The sequence below is a fragment of the Candidatus Pelagibacter communis genome (assembly GCF_012932795.1).
In the GTDB taxonomy this organism is placed as follows: domain Bacteria; phylum Pseudomonadota; class Alphaproteobacteria; order Pelagibacterales; family Pelagibacteraceae; genus Pelagibacter; species Pelagibacter ubique_S.
The window spans coordinates 718,520-742,977 of sequence record NZ_LANA01000001.1; the positions used below are offsets into that span (position 1 = coordinate 718,520).

Annotated in this window: 23 protein-coding genes; 21 read left to right on the forward strand and 2 right to left on the reverse strand. The window is 28.4% G+C overall.

Translation table 11 applies throughout. The features are described from left to right. Position 1: 1 nt before the first annotated feature. The 10 genes from VP91_RS03780 to VP91_RS03825 all read left to right on the forward strand — a co-directional run bounded on the left by VP91_RS03780 (position 2) and on the right by VP91_RS03825 (position 10,903). Positions 2-187, forward strand: coding sequence for a DUF2065 domain-containing protein (locus VP91_RS03780; protein WP_169036099.1), 186 nt, complete (start codon positions 2-4; stop codon positions 185-187). Position 188: 1 nt separating this feature from the next. Then, on the forward strand, positions 189-1,610 hold the full coding sequence (locus tag VP91_RS03785) for a Do family serine endopeptidase (RefSeq protein ID WP_169036100.1): 1,422 nt from the start codon (positions 189-191) through the stop codon (positions 1,608-1,610). A gap of 2 nt (positions 1,611-1,612) precedes the next feature. Next, a complete protein-coding gene (miaA, locus tag VP91_RS03790) occupies positions 1,613-2,548 on the forward strand; it encodes a tRNA (adenosine(37)-N6)-dimethylallyltransferase MiaA (protein WP_169036101.1) in 936 nt (311 codons plus the stop codon). Positions 2,549-2,573: 25 nt separating this feature from the next. Further along, positions 2,574-4,340, forward strand: coding sequence for an acetolactate synthase 3 large subunit (locus tag VP91_RS03795; protein WP_169036102.1), 1,767 nt, complete (start codon positions 2,574-2,576; stop codon positions 4,338-4,340). Position 4,341: 1 nt separating this feature from the next. Then, a complete protein-coding gene (ilvN, locus tag VP91_RS03800) occupies positions 4,342-4,890 on the forward strand; it encodes an acetolactate synthase small subunit (protein WP_169036103.1) in 549 nt (182 codons plus the stop codon). 19 nt (positions 4,891-4,909) lie between these two features. Continuing rightward, the gene (gene ilvC / locus VP91_RS03805) at positions 4,910-5,929 is read left to right on the forward strand and encodes a ketol-acid reductoisomerase (protein ID WP_169036104.1); all 1,020 of its coding nucleotides are present in this window, start codon (positions 4,910-4,912) and stop codon (positions 5,927-5,929) included. A 28-nt stretch (positions 5,930-5,957) separates the two neighbouring features. Beyond that, positions 5,958-6,650 (forward strand): DUF4956 domain-containing protein, encoded by a 693-nt coding sequence (locus VP91_RS03810; protein ID WP_169036105.1) that lies wholly within the window; start codon positions 5,958-5,960, stop codon positions 6,648-6,650. Continuing rightward, positions 6,647-9,244, forward strand: a complete 2,598-nt coding sequence (locus tag VP91_RS03815; protein WP_169036106.1) for a hypothetical protein — start codon at positions 6,647-6,649, stop codon at positions 9,242-9,244. The genes VP91_RS03810 and VP91_RS03815 overlap by 4 nt, the downstream gene beginning before the upstream one ends. Before the next feature lie 17 nt (positions 9,245-9,261). Further along, positions 9,262-9,936 carry a VTC domain-containing protein gene (locus tag VP91_RS03820; protein WP_169036107.1) on the forward strand — a complete coding sequence of 225 codons (675 nt, stop codon included), beginning with the start codon at positions 9,262-9,264 and terminating at the stop codon, positions 9,934-9,936. A 247-nt stretch (positions 9,937-10,183) separates the two neighbouring features. Beyond that, positions 10,184-10,903, forward strand: a complete 720-nt coding sequence (locus tag VP91_RS03825; RefSeq protein ID WP_169036108.1) for a glycosyltransferase family 2 protein — start codon at positions 10,184-10,186, stop codon at positions 10,901-10,903. 19 nt (positions 10,904-10,922) lie between these two features. Here VP91_RS03825 and VP91_RS03830 read toward each other — a convergent pair whose 3' ends face one another. Continuing rightward, entirely contained in the window at positions 10,923-12,737 is a 1,815-nt protein-coding gene (locus VP91_RS03830; protein WP_169036109.1) for an ArnT family glycosyltransferase, read from the reverse strand. Positions 12,738-12,919: 182 nt separating this feature from the next. On the opposite strand from VP91_RS03830, the gene VP91_RS03835 reads away from it, so the two are divergent. The 11 genes from VP91_RS03835 to VP91_RS03885 all read left to right on the forward strand — a co-directional run bounded on the left by VP91_RS03835 (position 12,920) and on the right by VP91_RS03885 (position 24,209). Then, complete coding sequence (locus VP91_RS03835; protein WP_169036110.1) at positions 12,920-14,482, forward strand: 2-isopropylmalate synthase; 1,563 nt, start codon at positions 12,920-12,922, stop codon at positions 14,480-14,482. 1 nt (position 14,483) lies between these two features. Next, positions 14,484-15,521 (forward strand): rod shape-determining protein, encoded by a 1,038-nt coding sequence (locus VP91_RS03840; RefSeq protein ID WP_169036111.1) that lies wholly within the window; start codon positions 14,484-14,486, stop codon positions 15,519-15,521. Between the two features lie 5 nt (positions 15,522-15,526). Continuing rightward, positions 15,527-16,744 (forward strand): rod shape-determining protein MreC, encoded by a 1,218-nt coding sequence (gene mreC / locus VP91_RS03845; protein ID WP_169036112.1) that lies wholly within the window; start codon positions 15,527-15,529, stop codon positions 16,742-16,744. Next, positions 16,745-17,266: a rod shape-determining protein MreD gene (locus VP91_RS03850; RefSeq protein ID WP_169036113.1), complete on the forward strand. Its 522-nt coding sequence runs from the start codon at positions 16,745-16,747 to the stop codon at positions 17,264-17,266. It abuts the gene before it with no gap. Next, complete coding sequence (gene mrdA / locus VP91_RS03855; RefSeq protein ID WP_169036114.1) at positions 17,256-19,220, forward strand: penicillin-binding protein 2; 1,965 nt, start codon at positions 17,256-17,258, stop codon at positions 19,218-19,220. The genes VP91_RS03850 and mrdA overlap by 11 nt, the downstream gene beginning before the upstream one ends. Next, the gene (rodA, locus tag VP91_RS03860; RefSeq protein ID WP_169036115.1) at positions 19,221-20,342 is read left to right on the forward strand and encodes a rod shape-determining protein RodA; all 1,122 of its coding nucleotides are present in this window, start codon (positions 19,221-19,223) and stop codon (positions 20,340-20,342) included. A gap of 68 nt (positions 20,343-20,410) precedes the next feature. Beyond that, complete coding sequence (locus tag VP91_RS03865; RefSeq protein WP_169036167.1) at positions 20,411-21,652, forward strand: FAD-dependent oxidoreductase; 1,242 nt, start codon at positions 20,411-20,413, stop codon at positions 21,650-21,652. Then, positions 21,653-22,552 carry an EamA family transporter gene (locus tag VP91_RS06990; protein WP_169036116.1) on the forward strand — a complete coding sequence of 300 codons (900 nt, stop codon included), beginning with the start codon at positions 21,653-21,655 and terminating at the stop codon, positions 22,550-22,552. Further along, the gene (locus VP91_RS03875) at positions 22,545-23,495 is read left to right on the forward strand and encodes a D-2-hydroxyacid dehydrogenase family protein (protein ID WP_169036117.1); all 951 of its coding nucleotides are present in this window, start codon (positions 22,545-22,547) and stop codon (positions 23,493-23,495) included. Before VP91_RS06990 ends, VP91_RS03875 begins: the two co-directional genes overlap by 8 nt. A gap of 4 nt (positions 23,496-23,499) precedes the next feature. Next, positions 23,500-23,871 (forward strand): peptide-methionine (R)-S-oxide reductase MsrB, encoded by a 372-nt coding sequence (gene msrB, locus VP91_RS03880; protein ID WP_169036118.1) that lies wholly within the window; start codon positions 23,500-23,502, stop codon positions 23,869-23,871. Continuing rightward, positions 23,868-24,209 (forward strand): hypothetical protein, encoded by a 342-nt coding sequence (locus VP91_RS03885; protein WP_169036119.1) that lies wholly within the window; start codon positions 23,868-23,870, stop codon positions 24,207-24,209. Before msrB ends, VP91_RS03885 begins: the two co-directional genes overlap by 4 nt. Here VP91_RS03885 and grxC read toward each other — a convergent pair. After that, positions 24,201-24,455 (reverse strand): glutaredoxin 3, encoded by a 255-nt coding sequence (gene grxC / locus VP91_RS03890; RefSeq protein ID WP_169036120.1) that lies wholly within the window; start codon positions 24,453-24,455, stop codon positions 24,201-24,203. The two genes, VP91_RS03885 and grxC, sit on opposite strands and share 9 nt — an antisense overlap. Between the last annotated feature and the right edge of the window lie 3 nt (positions 24,456-24,458).

Consider the following 24,458-nt stretch of genomic DNA (forward strand, 5'->3'; position numbering starts at 1 on the left):
TATGAAAGAGTTAATTATAGCTTTTGGGCTATTCCTTTTTATTGAAGGGATTTTATACGCTTTATTTCCATCAAAAATGAAAAGTATGTTATTGAAATTAAATGAAGTAAACAATAGTCAATTAAGAAGTGGTGGATTAATTTTTGCGGCTATAGGATTTTTACTTATTTGGTATATTAAAAATTAAGATGAATAGAATTATAAAATTATTAGTAGTATTTTTTACATTATCTTTTGCAGTACAAACAAGTGCAAAGGATGCACCAGCATCATTCGCTGATTTAGCAGAAAGATTGATGCCATCGGTTGTAAATATTTCAACAACGACAACAGTAACAACTAACTCCAATCCATTTCCAGGATTTCAATTTCCCCCAGGATCACCCTTTGAGGATATGTTTAAAGAATTTGGAACACCCCAAACTAGAAAATCTGCAGCATTGGGATCTGGATTCATTATAGATGAAAAAGGGATTGTGATTACTAATAATCACGTGATCCAAGATGCAGAAGATATTGTGGTTAAAGTGGGGGGTGAAAAAGAATATAAAGCAACAATTATAGGTGCAGATCCATTATCTGACATTGCAGTTCTTCAAATAGATTCAAAAGAAAAATTTACTCCAGTTCAATTTGGAGATTCTGATAAAGCAAGAATTGGAGATTGGGTAATAGCTATTGGAAACCCATTTGGTCTAGGTGGAACAGTTACTGCAGGAATTATTTCAGCAAGAAATAGGTCGATTGGCCTTTCTCGGTATGAGGACTACATTCAAACAGATGCATCAATTAATTCTGGAAATTCTGGTGGTCCATTATTTGATATGAACGGAAATGTAATAGGAATTAATACAGCGATTTTAGGAAAAGGTGGATCGATTGGTATAGGCTTTTCAATACCAGCCAACAGTGCAAAAAAGGTTGTAAGTCAATTGATAGAGTTTGGTGAAACCAAAAGAGGATGGTTGGGTGTTAGAATTCAAGTGGTTACTAAAGAAATAGCAGATATTGAAAAATTAGATGAGCCGCGTGGTGCATTAGTTGCGAGTGTTGCTGAAAAAAGTCCATCCGACAAAGCCGGAATTAAAGCTGGAGATATTATTTTAGAATTTAATGGAACAAAAATAAATGTAATGAAAGAATTGCCACAAATTGTTGCACAAACAAAAGTGGGTAAAATTGTTGATGTTAAAATTTGGAGAAATAAAAAAGAAGTTATAAAAAAAATTAAATTAGGAAGATTAGAAACATCTAGCGATTTTAAAAAAGAAAAAAAAGAAAAAGAAGAAAAAAAAACTGAAATGCCAAAAATTTCAGAAATTAAATCTTTAAAGATTATGGCAAGATTGTTAAATAAAAAAGATATTAATCAAAGAAAACTTCCAAATCAAACAACAGGTTTAGTTATAACTAATATTGGTAAAAATAGTCCTGTGAACTATTTAAATGTAGGTGATATTATAATTGAGGCTCAAAAGAAAAAAATTAAATCTAAAAAAGATCTTGAGGACATAGTTAATAAAGCTTTAAAATCTAATCAAAAAACTATTTTGATTGTGATTTACAATAATCAAAACCAAAGAAGATATATTGGTGTTAAATTAGATTGACAATGGACAAGCAGTCCAAGATTATTTTAATTTCAGGCCCAACTGCTTCAGGCAAATCAAATTTTGCATTAAAAATAGCTAAAAAAATTGATGGTGAAATAATTAATGCTGATAGCATGCAGGTTTATAAGCAACTTAGAATATTAACTGCAAGACCAAATAAAAAAGAACAAAAAAAAATTCAACATCATTTGTATGGCATCATTGATTTAAATAAAAAATTTTCTACTGGGCAATGGTTAAAAATAACAATTAAAAAAATAAAGAATATTCAAAAAAGAAAAAAAATTCCAATCTTAGTAGGTGGTACTGGATTATATTTTCAATCTTTAATTAAAGGATTAGTAGAAATTCCTAAAATACCCTTAAAGTTTAGAAATAAAATTAGATCAATGCAAAAAAAAGAGGGACAGAAAAAATTTTATAAGAAACTTTTAAAAGTTGATCCAATGTCCAAAGATAAATTTGATCCAAATGATACCCAAAGAACAATTAGAGCATTTGAGATTAAATTATTCACAAAAATTTCTATGTATGAATGGATGAATAGAACTAAATCTGAATTCAAAAAGGATACATTTTTAAAATTATATATTGATTTTAAAAGAGAAGACTTAATTAAAAAAATATCACTAAGATCAATCAAAATGATGAACGAAGGAGCAGTAAAAGAGGTAAAAAATTTTATAAAATTGAAAATAAAAAAAGATTTAAGTGTAAATAAGATAATTGGGATTGACGAATTGACACAGTTCTTAAATAAAAAAATCAATCTAGATCAAGCACATGAATTAATTTCAATTAAAACAAGACAATACGCCAAAAGGCAAGCTACATGGGCAAGAAGCAGGATGACATCTTGGAAAAAAATTAATCCAAGTAAGATTGATAATTATATAAAAAAATTAAATAAATCACTTCTTAAACTTGACCAATGAGCACAACTTCAGCTAGATTGCTCAGATGGGTAATTTATACACAGGCGCTGAAATTGTATTTAAATGTTTGGAAGACCAAAAGGTAGAGCATATTTTTGGATATCCGGGTGGTGCGGTACTTCCAATTTATGATGAGTTAAAAAATCATCCATCAATAAAACATATTTTAGTCAGACATGAACAAGGAGCTGGTCATGCAGCCGAAGGTTATGCAAGATCAACTGGAAAACCAGGTGTTGTATTAGTTACATCAGGACCAGGTGCTACTAACGTTGTAACTGCATTAACGGATGCTTATATGGATTCAGTTCCTTTAGTTTGTATATCAGGTCAAGTACCAACACATTTAATAGGGACAGATGCATTTCAAGAATGTGATACAACTGGAATTACTAGACCATGTACAAAACATAATTGGTTGGTTAAAGATATTAATGATCTTCAAAGAATAATGCATGAAGCATTTGAAGTTGCAACAACTGGAAGACCAGGACCAGTGCTAGTTGATATTCCAAAAGATATTCAGTTTGCAAAAGCAAAATATTCTAAACATAAAAAAGAAAAAAAATTAAATGGAAAAGTTCTCAATAAATTTAGCCAAAAAGAAATTGATCAATTAGTAGACTTAATGAAAAAAGCATCCAAACCAGTTTTTTATACTGGAGGTGGAGTAATTAATTCTGGTCCAAAGGCAAGTGAACTTTTAAGAGAATTAGTGGCCTTAACTGGATTTCCTATTACCTCAACTTTGCAAGGACTAGGTGCTTACCCAGGGGATGATAATCAATTTTTAGGAATGTTAGGCATGCATGGAACTTACGAAGCTAACAATGCAATGCATGATTGCGATTTATTAATTAATATAGGCGCAAGATTTGATGATCGTATCACAGGAAAGATAGATGAGTTTTCTCCGAAATCTAAAAAAGTTCATATTGATATTGACCCATCATCTATAAATAAAATTGTAAAAGTTGACCTTTCTATTGTTGGTGATGTTTGTGATGTAATAGGGTCAACTACCAAAACTTTAAAAAAGAAAAACTTAAATTTAGAAAAATCAAATAAACAAAAAATATCAAAATGGTGGCAACAAATTCAAAAATGGAGAACAAAACAATCTTTAAATTTTATAAATAGTGATAAAATTATTAAGCCTCAACATGCGGTTCAAAGACTTTACGAATTAACTAAAAATCAAGATACATATATTACCACAGAAGTTGGACAGCATCAGATGTGGGCAGCGCAACATTATAAATTCAATAAGCCCAATAGATGGATGACATCAGGTGGACTTGGAACTATGGGTTATGGATTACCAGCGGCAATAGGAGTACAGGTTGCTAACCCCAAAAAATTAGTCATAGACATTGCTGGAGAAGCTTCAATTTTGATGACTATGCAAGAGATTTCAACTGCAGTTCAATATAATTTGCCAGTAAAGATATTTATTTTGAACAACCAATACATGGGAATGGTTAGACAATGGCAGGAGTTACTTCATGAAAAAAATTATTCAGAGAGTTATTCTGAGGCATTACCAGATTTTGTCAAATTGGCTGAGGCTTACGGTTGTGTAGGAATTAGAGCAGAGAATCCAGATGAATTAGATGAAAAAATTGAAGAAATGATCAATATAGATAGACCAGTTATTTTTGATTGTCATGTAGATCAAGCTGAGAATTGCTTTCCAATGATTCCCTCAGGAAAACCTCACAACCAAATGTTGTTAGGTCCAAAAGACCAAAAAGAAAACAAGATAACTGGAAAAGGAAAAGCATTAGTCTAAAATGGAAAAATCTAAATCAGCATATAGTGTACCCACAAAAAAAGGGAAGATCGATACTCATATTTTCGTAGTCTGGGTTGATAACGAAGCAGGTGTACTTGCTAGAGTTGTGGGTTTATTTTCAGGAAGAGGCTATAATATTGAATCTTTAGCTGTTGCAGAAGTTGATCAAAAAAAAAACCTTTCTAGAGTTACAATTGTAACAACTGGAAGCCCAGAAGTAATCGAGCAAATAGCATTACAATTAAAAAAATTAGTACCAGTACATAAAGTGGCTAATTTTAAAAGAGAGGATAAAAAGGTAATTTTTAAAGAGATGGCCCTATTAAAAATTGTTACAAACCCCAATAAAATTAAAAAAGCCTTAAATACTTGTAGAAAATATAATCCAGTTATATTAGATCATACAAAAAAATCTGCTGTAATTCAAATAACAGCATTAAGAAGAGAGATAGACAAAGTGATAAAAAATTTAAAACCATTTGGTCTTGTCAGTGCCTCAAGAACTGGAGCAGTTGCAATGACAAGAGGTGCAGAGATTTTTAATTAATTATAAAGGAGAAAAAAAAATGAAAATGTTTTATGAAAAAGATGCAGATGTAGATTTAATTAAAAGTAAAAAAATAGCAATTTTTGGTTATGGAAGTCAAGGTCACGCTCATGCACTAAATTTAAAAGATAGCGGTGCTAAAGAAGTTGTTGTAGCTCTTAGAGATGGCTCAATAAGTAAAGCAAAAGCAGAATCAAAAGGATTGAAAGTTATGAATCTGTCAGATGCTGCTGAATGGGCTGAGGTTGCAATGATACTTACACCAGATGAATTACAGGCGTCAATTTATAAAAATCATATTGAACAAAGAATAAAAGAAGGAACAAGTTTAGCTTTCGCTCATGGATTAAATATTCATTACAAGCTTATTGATGCAAGAAAAGATCTAGATGTATTTATGGTTGCACCTAAAGGACCTGGGCATTTAGTAAGAAGTGAGTTTGAAAGAGGAGGGGGGGTACCTTGTTTATTTGCAGTTCATCAAAATGGAACAGGCAAAGCTAGAGATCTTGCACTATCATATGCCTCGGCTATTGGTGGAGGAAAATCAGGAATTATTGAAACAACCTTCAAAGATGAATGTGAAACAGATTTATTTGGAGAACAATCCGTACTTTGTGGTGGACTAGTTGAATTAATTAAAAATGGCTTTGAAACTTTAACTGAAGCTGGTTACGAACCTGAAATGGCATACTTCGAATGTTTGCACGAAGTTAAATTGATTGTTGATCTAATTTATGAAGGTGGAATTGCTAACATGAATTACTCTATTTCAAATACAGCAGAGTATGGAGAGTATGTATCAGGAAAAAAAGTTGTAGACAGCGAAAGCAAAAAAAGAATGAAAGAAGTATTGGCTGATATTCAATCTGGAAAATTCACTAAAGACTGGATTAAAGAGTGTGAAAGTGGGCAAAAAAACTTTTTAAAAATGAGAAAAGATCTTGCTGATCATCCAATTGAAAAAGTGGGAGCAGAACTTAGGGCCATGATGCCTTGGATTGGTAAGAAAAAATTGATAGATAGTGACAAAAAATAAGAATAAACTTCTATTAAAATAATTAAAAATGACAAAGTCAGATCTAGATTTTTTTCTCAATCAAAATGTTCAGATAGAGCTATCTAATTTTGTATTAAGTCTATTTTGTGCAGCTATTTTAAGTTTTATAGTTCACTTGTTTTATATAAAATTTTCTTCAACACTTTCTAATAGAATTGAATTTTCAAAAAACTTTGTAGTGTTGGGTGTTGCAACGTGCATAGTTATTATGATTGTTAAAAGTTCCCTGGCATTATCTTTAGGATTAGTTGGAGCGCTATCAATAGTTAGATTTAGAGCTGCTATTAAAGAACCAGAAGAGCTAGTATACTTATTTTTAATTATTGCTATTGGTTTAGGGTGTGGTGCAAATCAATTAATTATAACTATAGTTGGAATATTTTTTGCTTTAGCAACAATCCTGATTTATTCAAAGTATCTTAAGAGCAAAAATATTGATTACAATGAAAAGATAAATATGGGAATAATAATTGATGAAAAAATTTCAGATATTCAAATTAATAATCTTATAGATGAATTAACTAAAGACTTAGTTGAATTAAAATTTATTTCAATGTCTAGGACTAATATTAACACTAGCATTAATATTGATTTAAAAACTAGCGACTTTAAAAATTTAACAAAGATTACTGGCAAGATTCAAAAGCAATACCCCAATTCAAAAACAATTTTAGCACACAATGAAGATCTTTCTTTATGATCCTGAAAAAGGAAGGTAAAAAAAAAAAAAAATATAATTTAAATAAATTTCTTTTTATATATTTTTTTTCGACAATAACTGCTGGTATAGTTTTAATTATTTTTACATTTAAGTCCCAAACCTTTGAACAAGCGAAGTCAAAATATTTAGATCTTTTTTCTAAGGGGGGAAGATTTGAATTTTTATATCTACCTAATATAACTTTTCAAGCAATAAAGAGCAATTTTTATAAATTAGAAAAGCTTGATTTAGAAATTAAATTTAATGACTCATTAATTTTAGAGAATGTAAGAAATGAAGCTATAAAAAATGGAACACTTCCAGCAACAGAGTACAACACTTTAGTAAATTTTAATCTCATTCATAATAACACAAAATATTCTGGAGATATAAGATTAAAGGGAGATAGAAAGGCCCATTTTTTTGAAAAGGAACATTCTTCATATAAAATAAAACTAGATAAAGAAAATTATATTTTTGGATTATCAAAATTTTCATTACAAAAACCAAGAATAAGAAATTATATTCATGAGTGGATTTTTCATCAAATGGCAAAAGACTTTGACATCATTAAAATTAAGTACGAATTTTTAGATTTATCTATTAATGGAGAAAACAAAGGCCTTTATGTTTTAGAAGAAGGATTTGGAAAAGAGTTAATTGAAAGAAACAAAAGAAGAAATGGTCCTATTTTTGGTTTTGATGAAGATTTACTTGTTGATGAAGAAGATCTTATTTTTGAAATTTATAATAAAAAATATTGGAGCAAAAAAGAAAACATTGCATTGGCAAAAACCGCATCTCAAAAATTGAGAGATTTTTTTAAAAAAAAAGTACCGTTAGAAGATGTATTTGATGTCGAAAGATGGGCTGCTTATTTTGCTGTAGTAGATATGACCTCAACTTATCATGGAGCTTTTCTTAAAAGTGTAAAATTTTATTATAATCCTATTAATGGTTTATTTGAGCCGATACCATATGATGGTCATAGATTAAAACCCAATTATCATAAACAACATTTAAATTATGATAATAATATATTAATAGATATTGTTGAATTATCATTTACAGAAAAAAACAAAAAAGGGTGGAAGTGGTTACAAAATTTTTTTTATAATAGAGATGGAAGTTTAAATTCATCTTTTTATAATTTATATTTAAAAAAACTAAATCAAATTAGCTCTAAAAAATATTTAGATAAATTTTTAAGTGAGAATTTAAAAAAAATAAAAATAATCAATTCACATATTTATTCTGACTATTTTTATTATGACAATAGCAGAACTTATGGAGTTGGATTGTATTATTTCTTACTTTCTGATTTTTTTTATCATGCCAATAATATCAAGAAAAAATTAAAATTAAAAAAACAAATACAAGTTATAAGAAATAATGAGTCAGTTTTTTTAGTTAAAAATTATTATAAAAATTATGGGGCACTTAGTGTTGATAAATTAATTTGTAACAAAAACGAAAAAAAGGTTGAAATTAAAATTACAAAAATTTTAAATAATTTTTCAAATACAGTTATAAAATTACCTGAAATACAATCAAATAACCTTGAATGTACTCATATGAAATTTATAGAAAAATTTGACAAAAATTCATTTGTATTAAAAATTGATGATATAAATTCCAAATATCGATATAAAAGCTTTAAGAACCTAAAAACAAATACTTTAGATAAATATTTTATTAAACAAGATGATAAATTATTTTTAATTAAAGATGAAATAGAGATTGATGAAAACCTTCACATTACTAAAGGATTTAATGTTATTGTTAAACCTGGTCAAAAAATTTTACTTATAAATAATGCTTTTGTAATTTCGGAGTCTCCCTGGATTATTGGAGGAAAAAATAAAGAAACAACAATAACTGGTAAAAAAAACAATCTAGGGGGTGGGTTGTTAATTTTAGATAATAATAAATTATCTAAAATTCAAAATACAAATTTCTCTTTTTTAAATGGATATAATATTGAGTCAAGTTCAGAATATATAATTTATGGAGCTTTAAATTTTCATCAAACTAAAGTTGAAATTAATAATGTAAATTTTAAAAATATTACTTCAGAAGATGCATTAAATATATTTAGGTCAAAATTTAAGATTAGCAATTCAAACTATGAAAATATTTCTTCTGATGCAATTGATATAGATTTTAGTGATGGAGACATATCTTCAGTAAATTTTAAAAATATTAATAATGATGCAATGGATTTTTCTGGTTCAAATGTAAATATCTATAACTCATACCTAGAAAATGTAAATGATAAATTGATAAGTGGAGGTGAAGCTTCAAATATTAAAATTTCGAAAATTACAGCAAAGAATTCAAAATCTGGAATAATTAGTAAAGATGGATCAAAAGTATATTCAAAAAATATTTTATTTGATGGAGTAAAAATTCCTTTTGCAGCATATCAAAAAAAAAAAGAATATAATTATGGGCTTTTAGTTGTTGAAAATTTTGATGTGAATAATTTTTTAGTAAAATTTGCCAAAGATGAAAAATCTAATATTATTTTAAATGATGTAATTCAAAAAAATAATAATGGTAACGCAAAAATATTAGCTATGATTAATCAATAAATTTAATTGAAAAATTAATGATAAATAAAATCGATAGATTTGAAAGAAAATGGATATACAGGAAAAGTGATAATTTAACTTTAATTAATTCTTTGATCAGATCAAAACTTTTTTTTAATTTTCATCATCCTAGCAGAAAAGTAAATTCTATATATTTTGATACAAATAATTATTCTTCTATTAGACAAAATTTAGATGGGATTAGTGAAAAAAAAAAAATTCGTGTTAGGTGGTATGGAGATAAAAAAAATATAACTGATCCTATTTTGGAAATTAAAAGCAAAAAAGGATCTGAAACCAAAAAAGAAATTTTTAAAATAGATGAACTAAATGAATTAAAATTTCCTGATTTTAATAATTTGAAATTAATTAAAGATATTGTAAATTCAAAAAATAAGTCAAAAAATATTTTACATCCCATATTAACAACTAACTATGATAGACATTATCTCGTTTCAAATAGTGGCATTGTTAGAGCAACAATTGACTATAATTTAAAAAGCATTTATTTAAAAAATATGAGTCAAATAGAGATAGTTAAAAATTTTGCCTCAACTTGTATTCTGGAGATAAAATATCCAACAAACTTAGATAAATATGTAAGGCGAAACTTAAGTGAAATTACATTGCGCTTATCAAAAAACTCGAAGTTTATTAATTCAGCATTTACATTGCCTTCCTATTTTTCTTAAGAAATTTACATTTATTTTGCAAAATTTATTATAGATTGTATTATAATTATTTAAATAATTCCTATGACTGATAAAAATAAAATTTTTATACTTGATACTACTATGTGTGATGGTGAACTATCACCTGGCCTATCAATGAGTCTTGAAGAAAAAATTAGTATATAGTGATAAAAAATAACAGCACACTAAAATACCAGATTAAAGAATACTCTAAACTATTCTAAATATAGAACCATTAATAGACAGAATGAAAAAAAAAATTCTTATATTCATAATAACTTACAAGGCATCATTTAGATTGAAAAAAGTTTTCGAATTAATCCAATTCAAAAAATTACAAAATTATAAGATTAAAATATTAATTAGTGAAGATAATTCAAGAGACGACACTTTAAAAATTGCTAAACAGATTAGAAAAAAAAATAAATCAATTGTTTTTTTAAAAGATAATAAAAAAAGACTCAATTATGGAGGAAATATTAAATCTTGCTTAAATTATGCTTTAAAGAATAATTTTCACTACGCTTTAATGGTTCATGGGGATGGCCAATACCATCCCAAATATATTTTACCAATTATTAAAAAATTAGAAAAATTTGATTGTGCTGCTGTTTGTGGGTCAAGAATGATGATAAGAAAGAATGCTATCAAGGGAAATATGCCTTTTTATAAATTTGTAGGAAATATTTTTTTAACGAAATTATTTAATCTACTCTATTCAACAAAGTTTACTGATTGTCATTCTGGATACTGGATTTACAATTTTAAATACATTAAAAAAAAAATGTTAAGTAATTTAACAAATAATTTTAATTTTGATAACCAAATGAGAATTAAATTAGTTAAAAATAAATTAAGTATAAAAGAAATACCAATCAGAACAATTTATGGTAATGAGAGATCTTCAGTTCACTTAATATATGCCTTAAGATTCTTTTTTGAAACTATAATTAAAAAATTTTGCTAAATTGAAAGTGATTATACTTTTACTTAGTTGAAAAAAACTCAACACCTCTATCCAAAACGAGGATAGCACAATTTTGACCCTCTTGTTTGATTGAGGCTGACTTATTTTGCACATTAACATTAGAAATTTTAATTTTAGGAACTATTGTGTTTTTACCTTCTTTTCTTAACATTACCCAAATAGGATATTCTAAGTAATGATTTCTATGATTGTCTAAGCCAATTTTTTTACAATTTGAATCTTTTATTAAATTGGCTGTTTTGACATAATAATTAAATATATCTCTTGAGTTATAAAACTTATCAGCAACAAAATATAATTCATTTCTTTTATTTTCTAAAAAAAAGGGTTTGTAAAAAATTTTTTCTTTATTATCAAAGTTTAGGCTCGCTAATAATGGTCTACTTTTATTAAATAGGAGATAGGGTATTGAATATAAACACAAACATATAGTTAGAGCGCTCATCAATTTATTTAATTGAAATTTATAAAGAACAAAACTTACTATTGGGGAGCATAAAACAAAAAAACTAAGCAACAACCTATTTTGTACACCAGTCCATTTTAATAAAAAACATATTAAAAGAAATCCAGCTATAAGTGAATAAAGATAATATTTTTCATTATATAATAATTTTTTTTTATAAATAATAAAAAGTGCTAATAAAAAAATGATAAAATGAGGGGTGTTTGGAGCAGAACTCTCATAAAAAGAAAATGGAATATAGTAACCGCGATGTGGAATTTTAGTTGTTTCAGGATTATTGACTGACATATTTAAACCTTCTAAAAAGACACTAATTTTTTTAGCTGTAAACATATTAACTTTCTTGTTTGGGACAGCTAGGTTTAGTCCAATATTTCTAAATATGTTTACTGTTAAACTTTCTAAGTTTTTTGTTTTATTTGTCCAATCAACACTTTCTTTGCTCAGACCCAAAGGGTTATTATATAAATTAATATTTCTACTGTAGTGACCAAGATTAAGGAAAAGCATTATTAATGGTATTGCAAACAAATAAAAAAAATGTTTACGATTTTTTATAACTACATGTAGACCAAGCCATATACAAAAAGGTAAAGCATAAATATAAAATGTCCCTTTTGTTAGTACTCCAATTCCTAATGCAACTGCAAAAGCAAATATATATTTAAGCATTCCTTGATTAATGTATTTTAAAAAAAAATATACCATGATTGATAGCCACATAGAGGTTACATAATCAGTCTGGGTGCTAGTAGCCTGTAAAATTCCCATTGGTATTGTTGCACAAAATAAAGAACTAAAAATTTGAAACTTAATATTACAGCCCAACTCTTTTGCAATTAATGAAGTAGTTATGCAACTAATTATCATTGAGTACCATTGGACCAAATTAAAAAAATGATCACCATTAAATAATAACTGTAAATGTAAAATTACAAACTCTGAAAATGGAGCTAAAATTAATTGATTCAAGTGATGCGTGGGGTAAAAATCTAGATTATTATTCTGAGCCCAGTGCATCACTTTTGGTAAATGATACGTCATAGCATCTAAAGTATTTGGTGGATAAATTACAGAATTTATAAAAGTTAGAAAAAATATTAAAAAAATAAATATAATTTCAAATCTTGGCAAATTTGATATTTTTCCTAACAAGTTGATATGAATTTTTATCTTAATTAAGTAGAAGAATATAAAAAATAAAACTGTAATTATTACAATCCAAAGAACTTTAATTGATAGATCGTTTATAGCATCAAAAAAACTCAATAATTCTGTAAATACAGCTATTAATAAACCAAGAACGAGGGCCTTCCAGATGAGAAAATTTCTAATGCAATAGTTCATAATAGTCTTTAAACCAAATAGTTTTTCTTTGTTTCATACAGCAATATATAATACGAATAGGCTTAATAATAAAATTTTAAACTAAAACCCAATTCGAACTAAAAAAAATTGAAGGAAAATACTACATTTATTTTGCAATCTCTATTATAGATTGTATTATAGTTTTTCTAAAATTATTAGCTATGAACGACAAAAATAATGTTTTTATATTTGATACTACGATGCGCGATGGTGAACAATCACCAGGAGCATCCATGAGTCTTGAAGAAAAAATTCAAATAGCAAGAATTTTTGATGAATTAGGAATAGACATTATTGAAGCTGGTTTTCCTATTGCATCGCCTGGTGACTTTGAAGCGGTAACAGCTATAAGCAAAATTTTAAAAAATGCAATTCCATGTGGGCTATCTAGAGCTAGTAAAAAAGACATAGACGCATGTCATCAAGCTTTAAAGGCTGCTCCAAGATTTAGAATACATACTTTTATTTCAACAAGCCCACTGCACATGAAACACAAATTAAACAAAACTCCAGAGCAAGTTTTAGATGCGATAAAAGAGAGTGTAACTTATGCGAGAAATTTAACAGATGATGTTGAATGGTCTTGTGAAGATGGCACAAGAACTGATATGGATTATATGTGCAAGTCAGTTGAACTTGCAATAAGTTGTGGTGCTAAAACTATAAATATTCCAGATACGGTTGGTTATACTATACCTTCAGAATTTACTAAAATTATAACAACATTAAAAAATAAAGTTCCAAATATTGATAAAGCAATACTATCAGTTCATTGTCATAATGATTTAGGATTAGCTGTAGCAAATTCTTTAGCTGGTGTTTCAGCTGGTGTAAGACAAGTTGAATGTACTATTAATGGAATTGGCGAGAGAGCAGGTAATGCTGCACTAGAAGAAATTGTAATGGCGATAAGAACAAGAAATGACTTAATGCCTTATACAACAGGAATTAAAACTGAACTATTAAGCAAAGCCTCGAAAATTGTCTCAAATGCAACGTTTCCAGTACAATTTAATAAAGCTATTGTTGGAAAAAATGCGTTTGCTCATGAAGCAGGCATTCACCAAGATGGAATGTTAAAAAACAGAGAAACATATGAAATTATGACACCAGAAAGTGTTGGAGTCAAAAAGACTTCATTGGTGATGGGAAAACATTCTGGAAGACATGCGTTTAAAGAAAAATTAAATGACCTTGGTTATACAGATGTAACAGATGATGTAATACAATCTGCTTTTGGGAAATTTAAAATTTTAGCTGATAAGAAAAAGCATGTTTATGATGATGATATTGCAGCTTTAACTGATGAAAGTATGGTCTTAGATAAATATGTAATTAATTTGAAATCTTTAAAAGTTTTTGCAGGAACAGGTGAGCCTCAAAAAGCAGAAATGACACTCGATGTTTATGGCGAAATTAAATCAACTTCAGAAACAGGTGATGGCCCTGTAGACGCAATCTTTAAATGTATAAAAGTTTTGTACCCACATGATGTTAAGTTACTGCTATACCAAGTTCATGCTGTAACAGAGGGTACTGATGCTCAAGCAACTGTAAGTGTCCGAATTGAGGAGAATGGAAAAACAACAGTTGGACAATCAGCAGACACTGATACTTTAGTAGCTTCAGCAAATGCATATTTAAGTGCATTGAATAAAATGATCATCAAAAGAAAAAAAACTGCTCCAATAGAGCATGAAACAGATAAAATGAAGGGAATATAAGATGACTAATTGGTTTAAAAGTCTAACAAATGTATGGAGTCAAGATATGGCAATTGACCTAGGAACAGCTAACACACTTGTTGTATTAAAGGGAAAAGGTGTGGTACTTAATGAGCCGTCTGTAGTTGCAATAGCTGAGAATATGGGGAAAAAAACAGTTTTAGCTGTTGGTGATGAAGCAAAAACAATGCTTGGAAGAACGCCAGGTAACATTAGTGCTATCAGACCATTAAGGGATGGTGTTATTGCAGACTTTATTGTTACAGAAGAAATGATCAAACATTTTATAAAAAAAGTACATAAGAATAGTACATTTGCAAATCCTAGAATTTTAATTTGTGTTCCTACAGGGTCAACACCAGTTGAAAGAAAAGCAATTCAAGATAGTGCACTCGCAGCTGGTGCAAGAAGAGTACAATTAATTGAAGAACCTATAGCAGCGGCAATTGGTGCTGGTCTTCCAATTTCAGAAGCAACAGGTTCAATGGTTGTAGACATTGGTGGAGGTACAACTGAAATTGCAGTTATGTCTCTAGGTGGTCTTGTATACTCTAAATCATTGAGAGTAGCTGGTGATGCAATGGATACCGCTATGATTAATTACATGAGGAAAGAATATAATCTTATGATTGGTGATAGTACTGCTGAAAAAATTAAAAAACAAATTGGTACAGCTATTCCATCAAATAATAACACTTACGCGGTAAAAGGCAGAGACCTAAGATCTGGCACTCCTAAAGAAGTCAATATTACTGAAGAAGATACAGCTGAAGCGTTAAATGTTATTTTAAAAGAAATGGTGAATGGCATAAAAGATGCATTAGAAAATACACCTCCTGAATTATCTGCGGATCTAGTTGATATGGGCTTAACTCTTACTGGTGGTGGAGCATTACTTAAGAATATTGACAAAAGATTTTCTAAAGAAACGGGACTACCAGTGCATGTTGCAGATGATCCTTTGGCATGTGTTGCAATAGGCACGGGAAAAGCATTAGATCAAGAAGAGACTTTCTCTACTATGCTATCTGAATATTAAAAAAGATGGAAACAAGCAGAGATGATTTTGTAATTGCAATAAGATCTGCTTTTTTAAAAAAAGGAACACAGCAAAGGTTTTCATTACTTGGATTAATACTCTTTTCTATAATATTTTTAGTTTTAGGAAGTTTCAATTTTAAAGTTGTAGATTGGGTAAAAATTTCGATTAAGGAAATAGTATATAGATCATCATTTATAGTATCTGGCCCAGAAAAACTTATACAAAATAGCCTTAATAGCATTACTAGTCATTATAATTTTTATGATGACTATCAAAAAATAAAATTTAAATTAGGAGAATTTGAGACTGCAGATCTGTCTAATCAAATCTTAATACTTGAAAATATTAAATATAAACAATTAGTCGATGACTATTTTATTAAGGATAATGAGATATTTGCAAAAGTATTAATTGATAAAGGCAGTCCTTTTTTGAGATCAGTAGTTCTTAATAAAGGTAGTAAAAATAATATTAAATTAGGAATGGCAGTTCTTGATGAAGAATATCTAGTCGGCAAGGTAGTAGAAGTAAATTTTTTTACATCGAGAGTTTTATTACTTTCTGACATTAATTCTAAAATTCCAGTAAGCGTGTCACCTGGTGAAGTGCAAGCAATTATGTCTGGAGATGGAAAACAGGATGCTAAGCTGCAGTATATTAAAGATATAAATCTTAAAGATAATGAGAAAGAAATGATAGTGACTACTTCAGGGGCAGGTGGACTATTTAAGAGCGGTATACTTATTGGTAAAATTCTTAAAAAAGATGCTGTATTACCAGTAAGTGATTTAAGAGTTGATCTTTATAAAAACTTTACACAACTTAAATACGTAAAAGTGGTATCTTTTTCTAAGGTAAGAACAGCATTAGATCTTTCATCTAAAGAAAATTTAAAGCAAATGGATGATCAAATTGCAGAAGCTAATAGGCAACAAGAAAATATAAGAATATTGCTAGAACAAAAAAAAATTGAAGAGGAAGTAAGATTTAAAATTCAAGAAGAAAATGGCTTATTAAAAAATAAAGTTTTCAATTTACAAAATGAACTTTCTATTACAAAAGAAAAAGTTATAGAAAATAAAGAAAAAAAAAGAAACATAGAGTTTCTAGAATTAAACTTACTATTTGGTCATAAATGTAGAAAAACTATATTCAACAAACTTTATAAGGTTGGTACACCTGAGTATGAAGCTTGTGTTTTTAGAAAAGGAAAAAATTAGATGGCCAATATAACAAAAAGTAATTTAACAGTTGTTTTGTATAATAATTTTCCAATAATTTTACTTTTTATATCTGTGATTAATGATTTTGATTTTAATAATTTAGGGTTAAAGTATTTTTCTTTTAATTTTAGTTACATCCTCATTTTTTGTTATACTTTAAAAAGAAGAGAGGGGCTGGGTTATATATATCTTTTTATGGCTGGATTGTTTAATGATGTAATTGCTGGATTACCAATGGGAATTAGTAGCTTACTTTTTTTATTACTGTGTGGTTTTGCATCTTATTTAAGAAATATAACATTAAGACCTAATTTAGTAAAAGATTGGATTTTTTTTCTTATTACTATTTTAGTTTTAAATTCGTTATCTTATATTTGTTTAGTCTTTATTTTTGATTATGAAATCAATTATATAGACAAGATTGTAAATATTTCATTTACTTTTTTATTTTATATTATTTTTAGATATTTTTTTGATTTTATAGAAAAGTTTTTTGGAAGGTATCGTAATGCAGGGTAGTTATTTTGGTGGAGAAAAGCTTCAGACCATTAATAGAAGAATGTTCATAATAGGTGCAGCAAAAATAATTGTTTTTACTGGAATTGTAGCAAGATTATTTTCATTACAAATTACAGAAAATAAAAAATATCTAACTTTATCTGACAAAAATCGACTACGTGAATGGAGACTGCCTCCTGTTCGTGGTGAATTTTTAGATTATTTTGAAAATGTTATAGCAGGAAATTTAAAAGTATATCAATTGCACGTTATTCCCGAAGAAGTAGAAGATTTTAAATACTTAATGATGAGACTAAAAGAAATATTAACTATTAGTAATAGTGAATTTAAAAAAATAATAAGAAAAAAAAATTCACAAAAAGCTTGGGAAACTCTAATTATATCTAAAAATTTAACTTGGGAACAATTTACAAAAGTAAATTATTTCTTACATGATCTAGTTGGAGCAAAACCAGTTTTATCAGTTTCACGTGATTATCCATTTGATGAAAATTATACTCATGTTTTGGGTTATGTGAGTGAAGCTAGTGAAAAAGATATTTTGAATAATGAAACGATACAAAGTAAACATGTACCAGGTCTAAAAGTTGGAAAAACTGGATTAGAAAAAACTTTTGAAAGTGAATTGCTTGGTACAAATGGTATTCAAAGGTATGAGGTTAATGCATATGGAAAAAGAATTAGTCAACTTGACCACACAGAAGGATTAAAGGGCAAAACAATTCGACTCACATTAGACACAGAGGTGCAAAAATTATGCAATGATCTTTTAAAAGATAAGGCTGGCTCAATAAGTGTAATGGATGTTTATACAGGTGAGATTATAGCCATGCAATCATCTCCCTCATTTAATCCCAATTTATTTCTTTTTGGAATAAATCAAGATGATTGGCAGCTAATCAGAAACAATCCACTAAAACCTCTTATTAATAAAACTTTATCTGGTTTATATTCGCCAGGCTCAACATTTAAACCTATGGTAGCTCTATCTGCTTTAGAAAATGGAATTGTTGACCAAAACTTTAAAGTTAATTGTACAGGAAAAACTGAAATGTATGGTCAAACTTACCATTGCTGGAAAAAAAAAGGCCATGGTGTAGTGAATTTAAAAAAAGCAATGAAGCAGTCTTGTGATACCTATTTTTATGAAATAGCGAGAAAACTTGGTGTAGATCGTTTAAAAGAAACTTCTCTAAAGTTTGGTCTTGGTGAAAAGGTTTTAAATAAAACATTTATGAACGAAAAAAAAGGGTTAATTCCTGACACTAAGTGGAAAAAAAATAATTTAGGAAAAGGTTGGGTTATAGGTGAAACATTAATTACAGGTATTGGACAGGGTTATACTCAAACTACACCACTTCAATTATGCAAAATGACAGCTCAACTTGCAAATGGTGGATTTAGAATTTATCCAAAAATAGTAGTAGACGAAAACAGCAACACAGCAGAAGACATTAGAGTCATAATGAATGATAACCGTAAAAAACTGGAATCTGAAAATAATGGGCTAGAAGATGCAACAAAACTTTTGGATTTTATAAATAAAAAAATACATGAGCCTTTATTTAAAAATATTAAAAATATAAAACTAGTTCGTGAGGCAATGTTTGCTTCAACTAATGAACCCAGGGGAACATCTTATTCTTCAAGAATTGAAGATCCAAAGTATCAATTTGCTGGAAAGACAGGCACATCTCAAGTCAAAAGAATTACAGAAAAAGATAGGGAGCTTGATTTAAAAACATTCGAAATTCCCTACGATGAAAGAGATCATGCATTATATATAGCTTTTGGACCATATAAAAATCCAAGGTATGCATTAAGTATTGTAATAGAACATGGTGGGTCTGGTAGTTCAGCTGCTGCACCAATGGCAAAAAAACTCTTTAAATTAGTTATAGATAGACATGAACTCAGAGAGAAAGCTAGAAACAAAAAAAGTATAAAAATATAAATGAAAAATCGTTCATTTAATTCACAGTTAACTTTTTTTCAGAAGATACGAAATTTCGATTATATTTTGCTATCTTGTATTTTATTGCTTGGATTTATTAGTACTTTGTCCATGTATTCAACCGATGGAGGTGAAATTTTATTTCATAGCAAAAGTCATGCATTAAAATTTTTAATTTTTTTTATAATGATGTTGTTTATTTCTTTAATTAACATAAGGTTTTGGTATTTTTTTTCTTATTTATTTTATATTATTGTCTTGCTACTCTTAATTTGGGCATCTTTATATGGTGTTAAAGCTTCAGGTTCCCAAAGGTGGATTAATTTATACTTCATAAATTTGCAACCCTCAGAACTAATGAAGATTGCGATAATAGTTTGTCTTGCAAAATTTTATCACCGAATACAAGTTAATAAAGTTAATAGTTTTCAGTCTATGCTTATTGGTGTAGCAATTTTAATTTTACCAATTATGTTGGTTGTTTCTCAACCTGATTTAGGCACTTCAATTTTAATTGCATTAAGTGGGTTAGTAGTAATATGGCTTGCAGGAATAAATGTTAAATATTTTGTTTACTCATTTATTACTTTGGTGATTTCAATGCCCTTTGTAATTGCTTTTTTAAAACCCTATCAAAAATTAAGAATTTTAACATTTCTTAATCCTGATAGAGACCCTTTGGGGGCAGGGTATCAGATTATTCAATCCAAAATAGCTGTTGGGTCAGGTGGTTTAAATGGCAAGGGTTTTTTAAAGGGAACTCAGAGTTATTTAGAGTTTTTACCAGAGAAGCATACTGATTTCATCTTTACATTATTTGCTGAAGAACATGGTTTTATAGGGTCACTAGGTTTATTACTGATTTATATAATTATTATTTATAGAGTGTTGAGAATTGGAACAATCTCAAGAAGTTATTTTGCTAAACTTTTTTGTTATGGTTATGGATCTGCAATATTTTTCTATGTAACAGTAAATATGTCGATGGTTTTAGGTTTGTTGCCAATTGTTGGCTCACCATTACCAATAATGTCATATGGAGGATCATCAATGTTAGCAACAATGATTGGATTTGCGATTGTTATGAGTGCAAAAATTAACCATAAGCAGCTAATAGCTTAAATATTTTTATAGTTTACTTGTCGAATTTGTCGCGAGAATATTTTAACTTAAAAAATTATATAGATAATATAAAAATGAAATTAAAAATTGGAATCATTGGAGCTGGTATTCAGGGTATCTCGAACGCATTATTTTTACAAAAAAAAGGGTTTTTAGTAACAATTTTTGACAGAAGTGAACCAGGCAGTCCTGCTGCATCTTATGGTAACGCAGGTCACTTTTCTCCTTATGCATCTGTTCCAATAAATAGACCTGATATTTTAACAGATGTGCCAGCGATGCTATTAAGTTCAACAGGCCCGCTTGCCTTGAAGTGGAACTACGTTCCAAAAATGATACCTTGGTTTTTACAATTTATAAAAAACTGCACTACAAAAAAAATGATGCATACTGCTCAAAATATGCATCAAATTTTAGATCTTGCACTTCCTGCATATGATGAATTATTTGATGAGGTAGAACTTGGAGGATTAGTTGAAAAGAAAGGTATTTTATATATCTGGAATGAACAAAGTTTAAAGAGTAGAGAGTTAGAGATCGATGTTAGAAATAAATTAGGTGTTGATCAACAAGTAGTAACTCCAAAGGAAATTCACGATCTAGAACCCAATATAAAACCTATCTATCATGGAGGTGTCTACTATCAATATGGAAGACATGCCAGAAACCCAAAAAAAATTCTTTTAAAACTTTATGATCTTTTTTTAAAAAAGGGAGGTAATTTTTTAAAATTGAACGTTAAAGATATTAATTTTGATAATGATAAACCAGTCATAAAATCTGAAACTCAAAGCTTCCTTTTTGATAAGATAGTGATTGCTTGTGGGTCGTTTTCAAAAAAACTAACAGATAATCTAGATGAAAAAATACCTCTTGATACTGAGAGAGGTTATCATGTTCATTTCAAAGATTGTGATCATCTTTTGAGTAGACCTGTAATTTTTCAAAATAGAGGGTTTGGAATCACACCCATGGAACAAGGGCTTAGAGTGGTAGGTACAGTTGAATTTGGTGGTCTAGACAACCCGTTATCCAAAGCAAGAGTTAAAAATTTAATTAATAATGCAAAATATATGATGGGTGATTTACCTGAACATGCAGATGAGTGGTTAGGTTTTAGACCAACACTGCCAGATTATTTACCTGTTATAGGACCTTCAAAAAAGTATAAAAATATCTTTTATTGTTTTGGTCATCATCATTTAGGATGGACATTAGGACCAATTTCAGGGAAAATAATTTCAGGAATGATAGCTGAAGAGAATACCAACTTAGATTTAAAACCGTATAGTTCTCTTAGGTTTAACTAAGTGATAAATAAAAATAATATTGCTTATGTTTTTTTATTTTTTGCAACCTTGTTTTGGTCTGGAAATTTTCTAGTTGGTAAATTTGCTAGTCAATATCAAATACCACCTTTTTCATTAAACTTTTATAGATGGTTTTTTGCTTGGTTAATCTTGATACCATTTACAATTAAGGAAATTTTAAACAAAAGAGATTATATTTTAGAAAATTATAAATATTACATAGTTCTTGGTATAACGAGTGTTACTATATTTAATTCAATTGTTTATTATTCATTAAATTTTACACAAGTTATTAGTGGAGTATTAATGATATCAACAATACCAGTGATGATCATATTCATTTCATCAATTTTAAAAATTGAAAAAACTAACACTTTTCAAATATTAGGAGTTGCATGTTCTTTTATTGGAGTAGTTTTAATTATAACTAAAGCCAACCTAGGAATTTTATTGAATTTAGATTTCAATAAAGGAGACATCACAATGGTTTTTGGAATGTTATCTTGGGCTACTTACTCTGCATTATTAAAGAAGAAAAAACATGAACTATCACAATTAACATTACTAGAAGTAGTAATTTCATTTGGCTTTATTTTTTTAATTCCAATTTATTTTATAGAATATCAAATGGGCTATAGAATTGTGCCAAATCAAAACTTTTTTATGATTTTATTTTATGTAGTTTTGTTTCCAGGTCTTATCTCTTTTATTTTTTGGATAAAGGGAGTTTCTTTAATAGGAGCTAATAGAGCAGGCATTTTTTTACACATGATGCCTGTATTAAGTGCAATTATGGCAATGATTATTTTTAATGAAAAATTTATGTTTTATCATATGTTGGGCGCAATATTTATTTTAACTGGGATTCTTTTATCAAATAGAAAGATTAAAAATGCTTAAAGTTGCTATCTTAGATGACTATCAAAATGTATCTCATGAATTTGTTGATTTAAAAAGATTATCAGGAAAATATGAATTTAAAATATTTAGTGAGCCATTTGAGGATGAGGCAGAAGCCATAGAACAATTGGCAGAATTTGAAGCTTTATTGATAATGAGAGAAAGAACTCCTATTACTAAAAATTTAATTGATAATTTAAATGATCTTAAATATATCATAACAAGTGGCTCAAGAAATAAAGCTATAGACTTAGCTGCTGCCAAAAAAAGAAGAGTTGTGGTATGTGGAACAGAAATAGATTTTGCAGGCACAACAGAATTAACTTGGGGTTTAATTTTAGGTTTAGCTAGAAATTTTAAAGAAGAAATTGACAATATGTATCAAGGGTATTGGCAATCAACTATTGGTTTTGAACTTAAAGGTAAAATTTTAGGGTTAGTAGGACTTGGAAGAGTTGGTTCACAAGTTGCAAAAATTGGTAAAGCTTTTGGTATGGAAGTTATGGCATGGAGTGAAAATCTAAACTTGGATACCTGTAAAGAATTAGGTGTTCTTCCGTCTAGTAAAGAAGATCTATTTCAAAACTCTGATTTTTTATCAATTCATGTTCAAGGAGGTGAGAGATATAAAGAATTAATAAAGTTAAAAGAACTAGACTCAATGAAAAAAACTGCCTTTTTAATTAATACTTCTAGAGGATCAATTATCAATGAAGATGATCTAATTATTGCATTGTCAACTAATGTTATTGCTGGTGCAGGTCTTGATGTCTATGAAAAAGAACCTTTGCAAGAAGGAAATAAATTAAGATTTTTACCAAATGCACTATTAATGCCACATATTGGTTATGTAACAGCAGAAAATTATAGTGTGTTTTATATACAGATGATTGAAGGCTTAGAAGCATGTGTTGCTGGTAAACCCTTAAGAGTATTAGAATAAGTTTATGATAAAAAAAGTTAACAAAGATCTCACTGCTGAACAAAAATTAGTTTTATTTGAAGATGGTACAGAAGCACCAGGAACTAGTGAACTAAATCATGAGAAGAGACAAGGTAGTTACCACTGCACTAATTGTGGTGAAAAATTATTTGACTCATCTGCTAAATATGAAAGTGGATCAGGCTGGCCTTCATTTTATAAATCACTTCCAGATGTATTTGAAACTAAAACAGATACTTTATTAGGGTACGAAAGAGTTGAGTATCATTGCAAAAAATGTGGTGGTCACCATGGGCATATTTTTGAAGATGGACCGAACCCAACAGGAAAAAGATATTGTAATAATGGTGTTTGCTTAGTCTTTAAAGAAAAATGATTATAAAATATATTAGTTTTTTAATTGGTATTGTTTGGTCTTATTCAATAATAAAAACACAATCAGTGTTCAGTAAAAAAGCTGGGCTTGTATTTAAAATATTTATTACAAAAGTTTCTTGGTTTACTTTAATTGCAGCTTGTTATTTTGGTTATAAAAACTTTACAATTAAATCTATAATTATTGGTGTTATAATTGGCGTTTTGATAGTCAATTTAGGTTTTTATATATTAAAAAAATATATCAATAAAAGATTTAATAAAAAACAATTAACAATTTTTCAAAGTTTTTTTGAATATACCTTAATTTTTTTAGTTATTTACTTTGTTTTATTTTAAAAGATCTTGAAGTTTATTTTCTTTTTCTAAAGCTCTAACATCATCGTAACCACCCATGTGTTGATCATCAAAGAAAATTTGAGGAATAGTTCTTTTACCATTAGCTTTTGCAATCATTTCATCCATAGCACCATCAACTGTTGCAATATTAATTTCTTTATATTCAACATTGTTTCTAGCTAGCAATCTTTTTGCTGCATCACAAAAATTGCAAAGTGGACCTGTATAAATGGTAACTGATTTCATAGC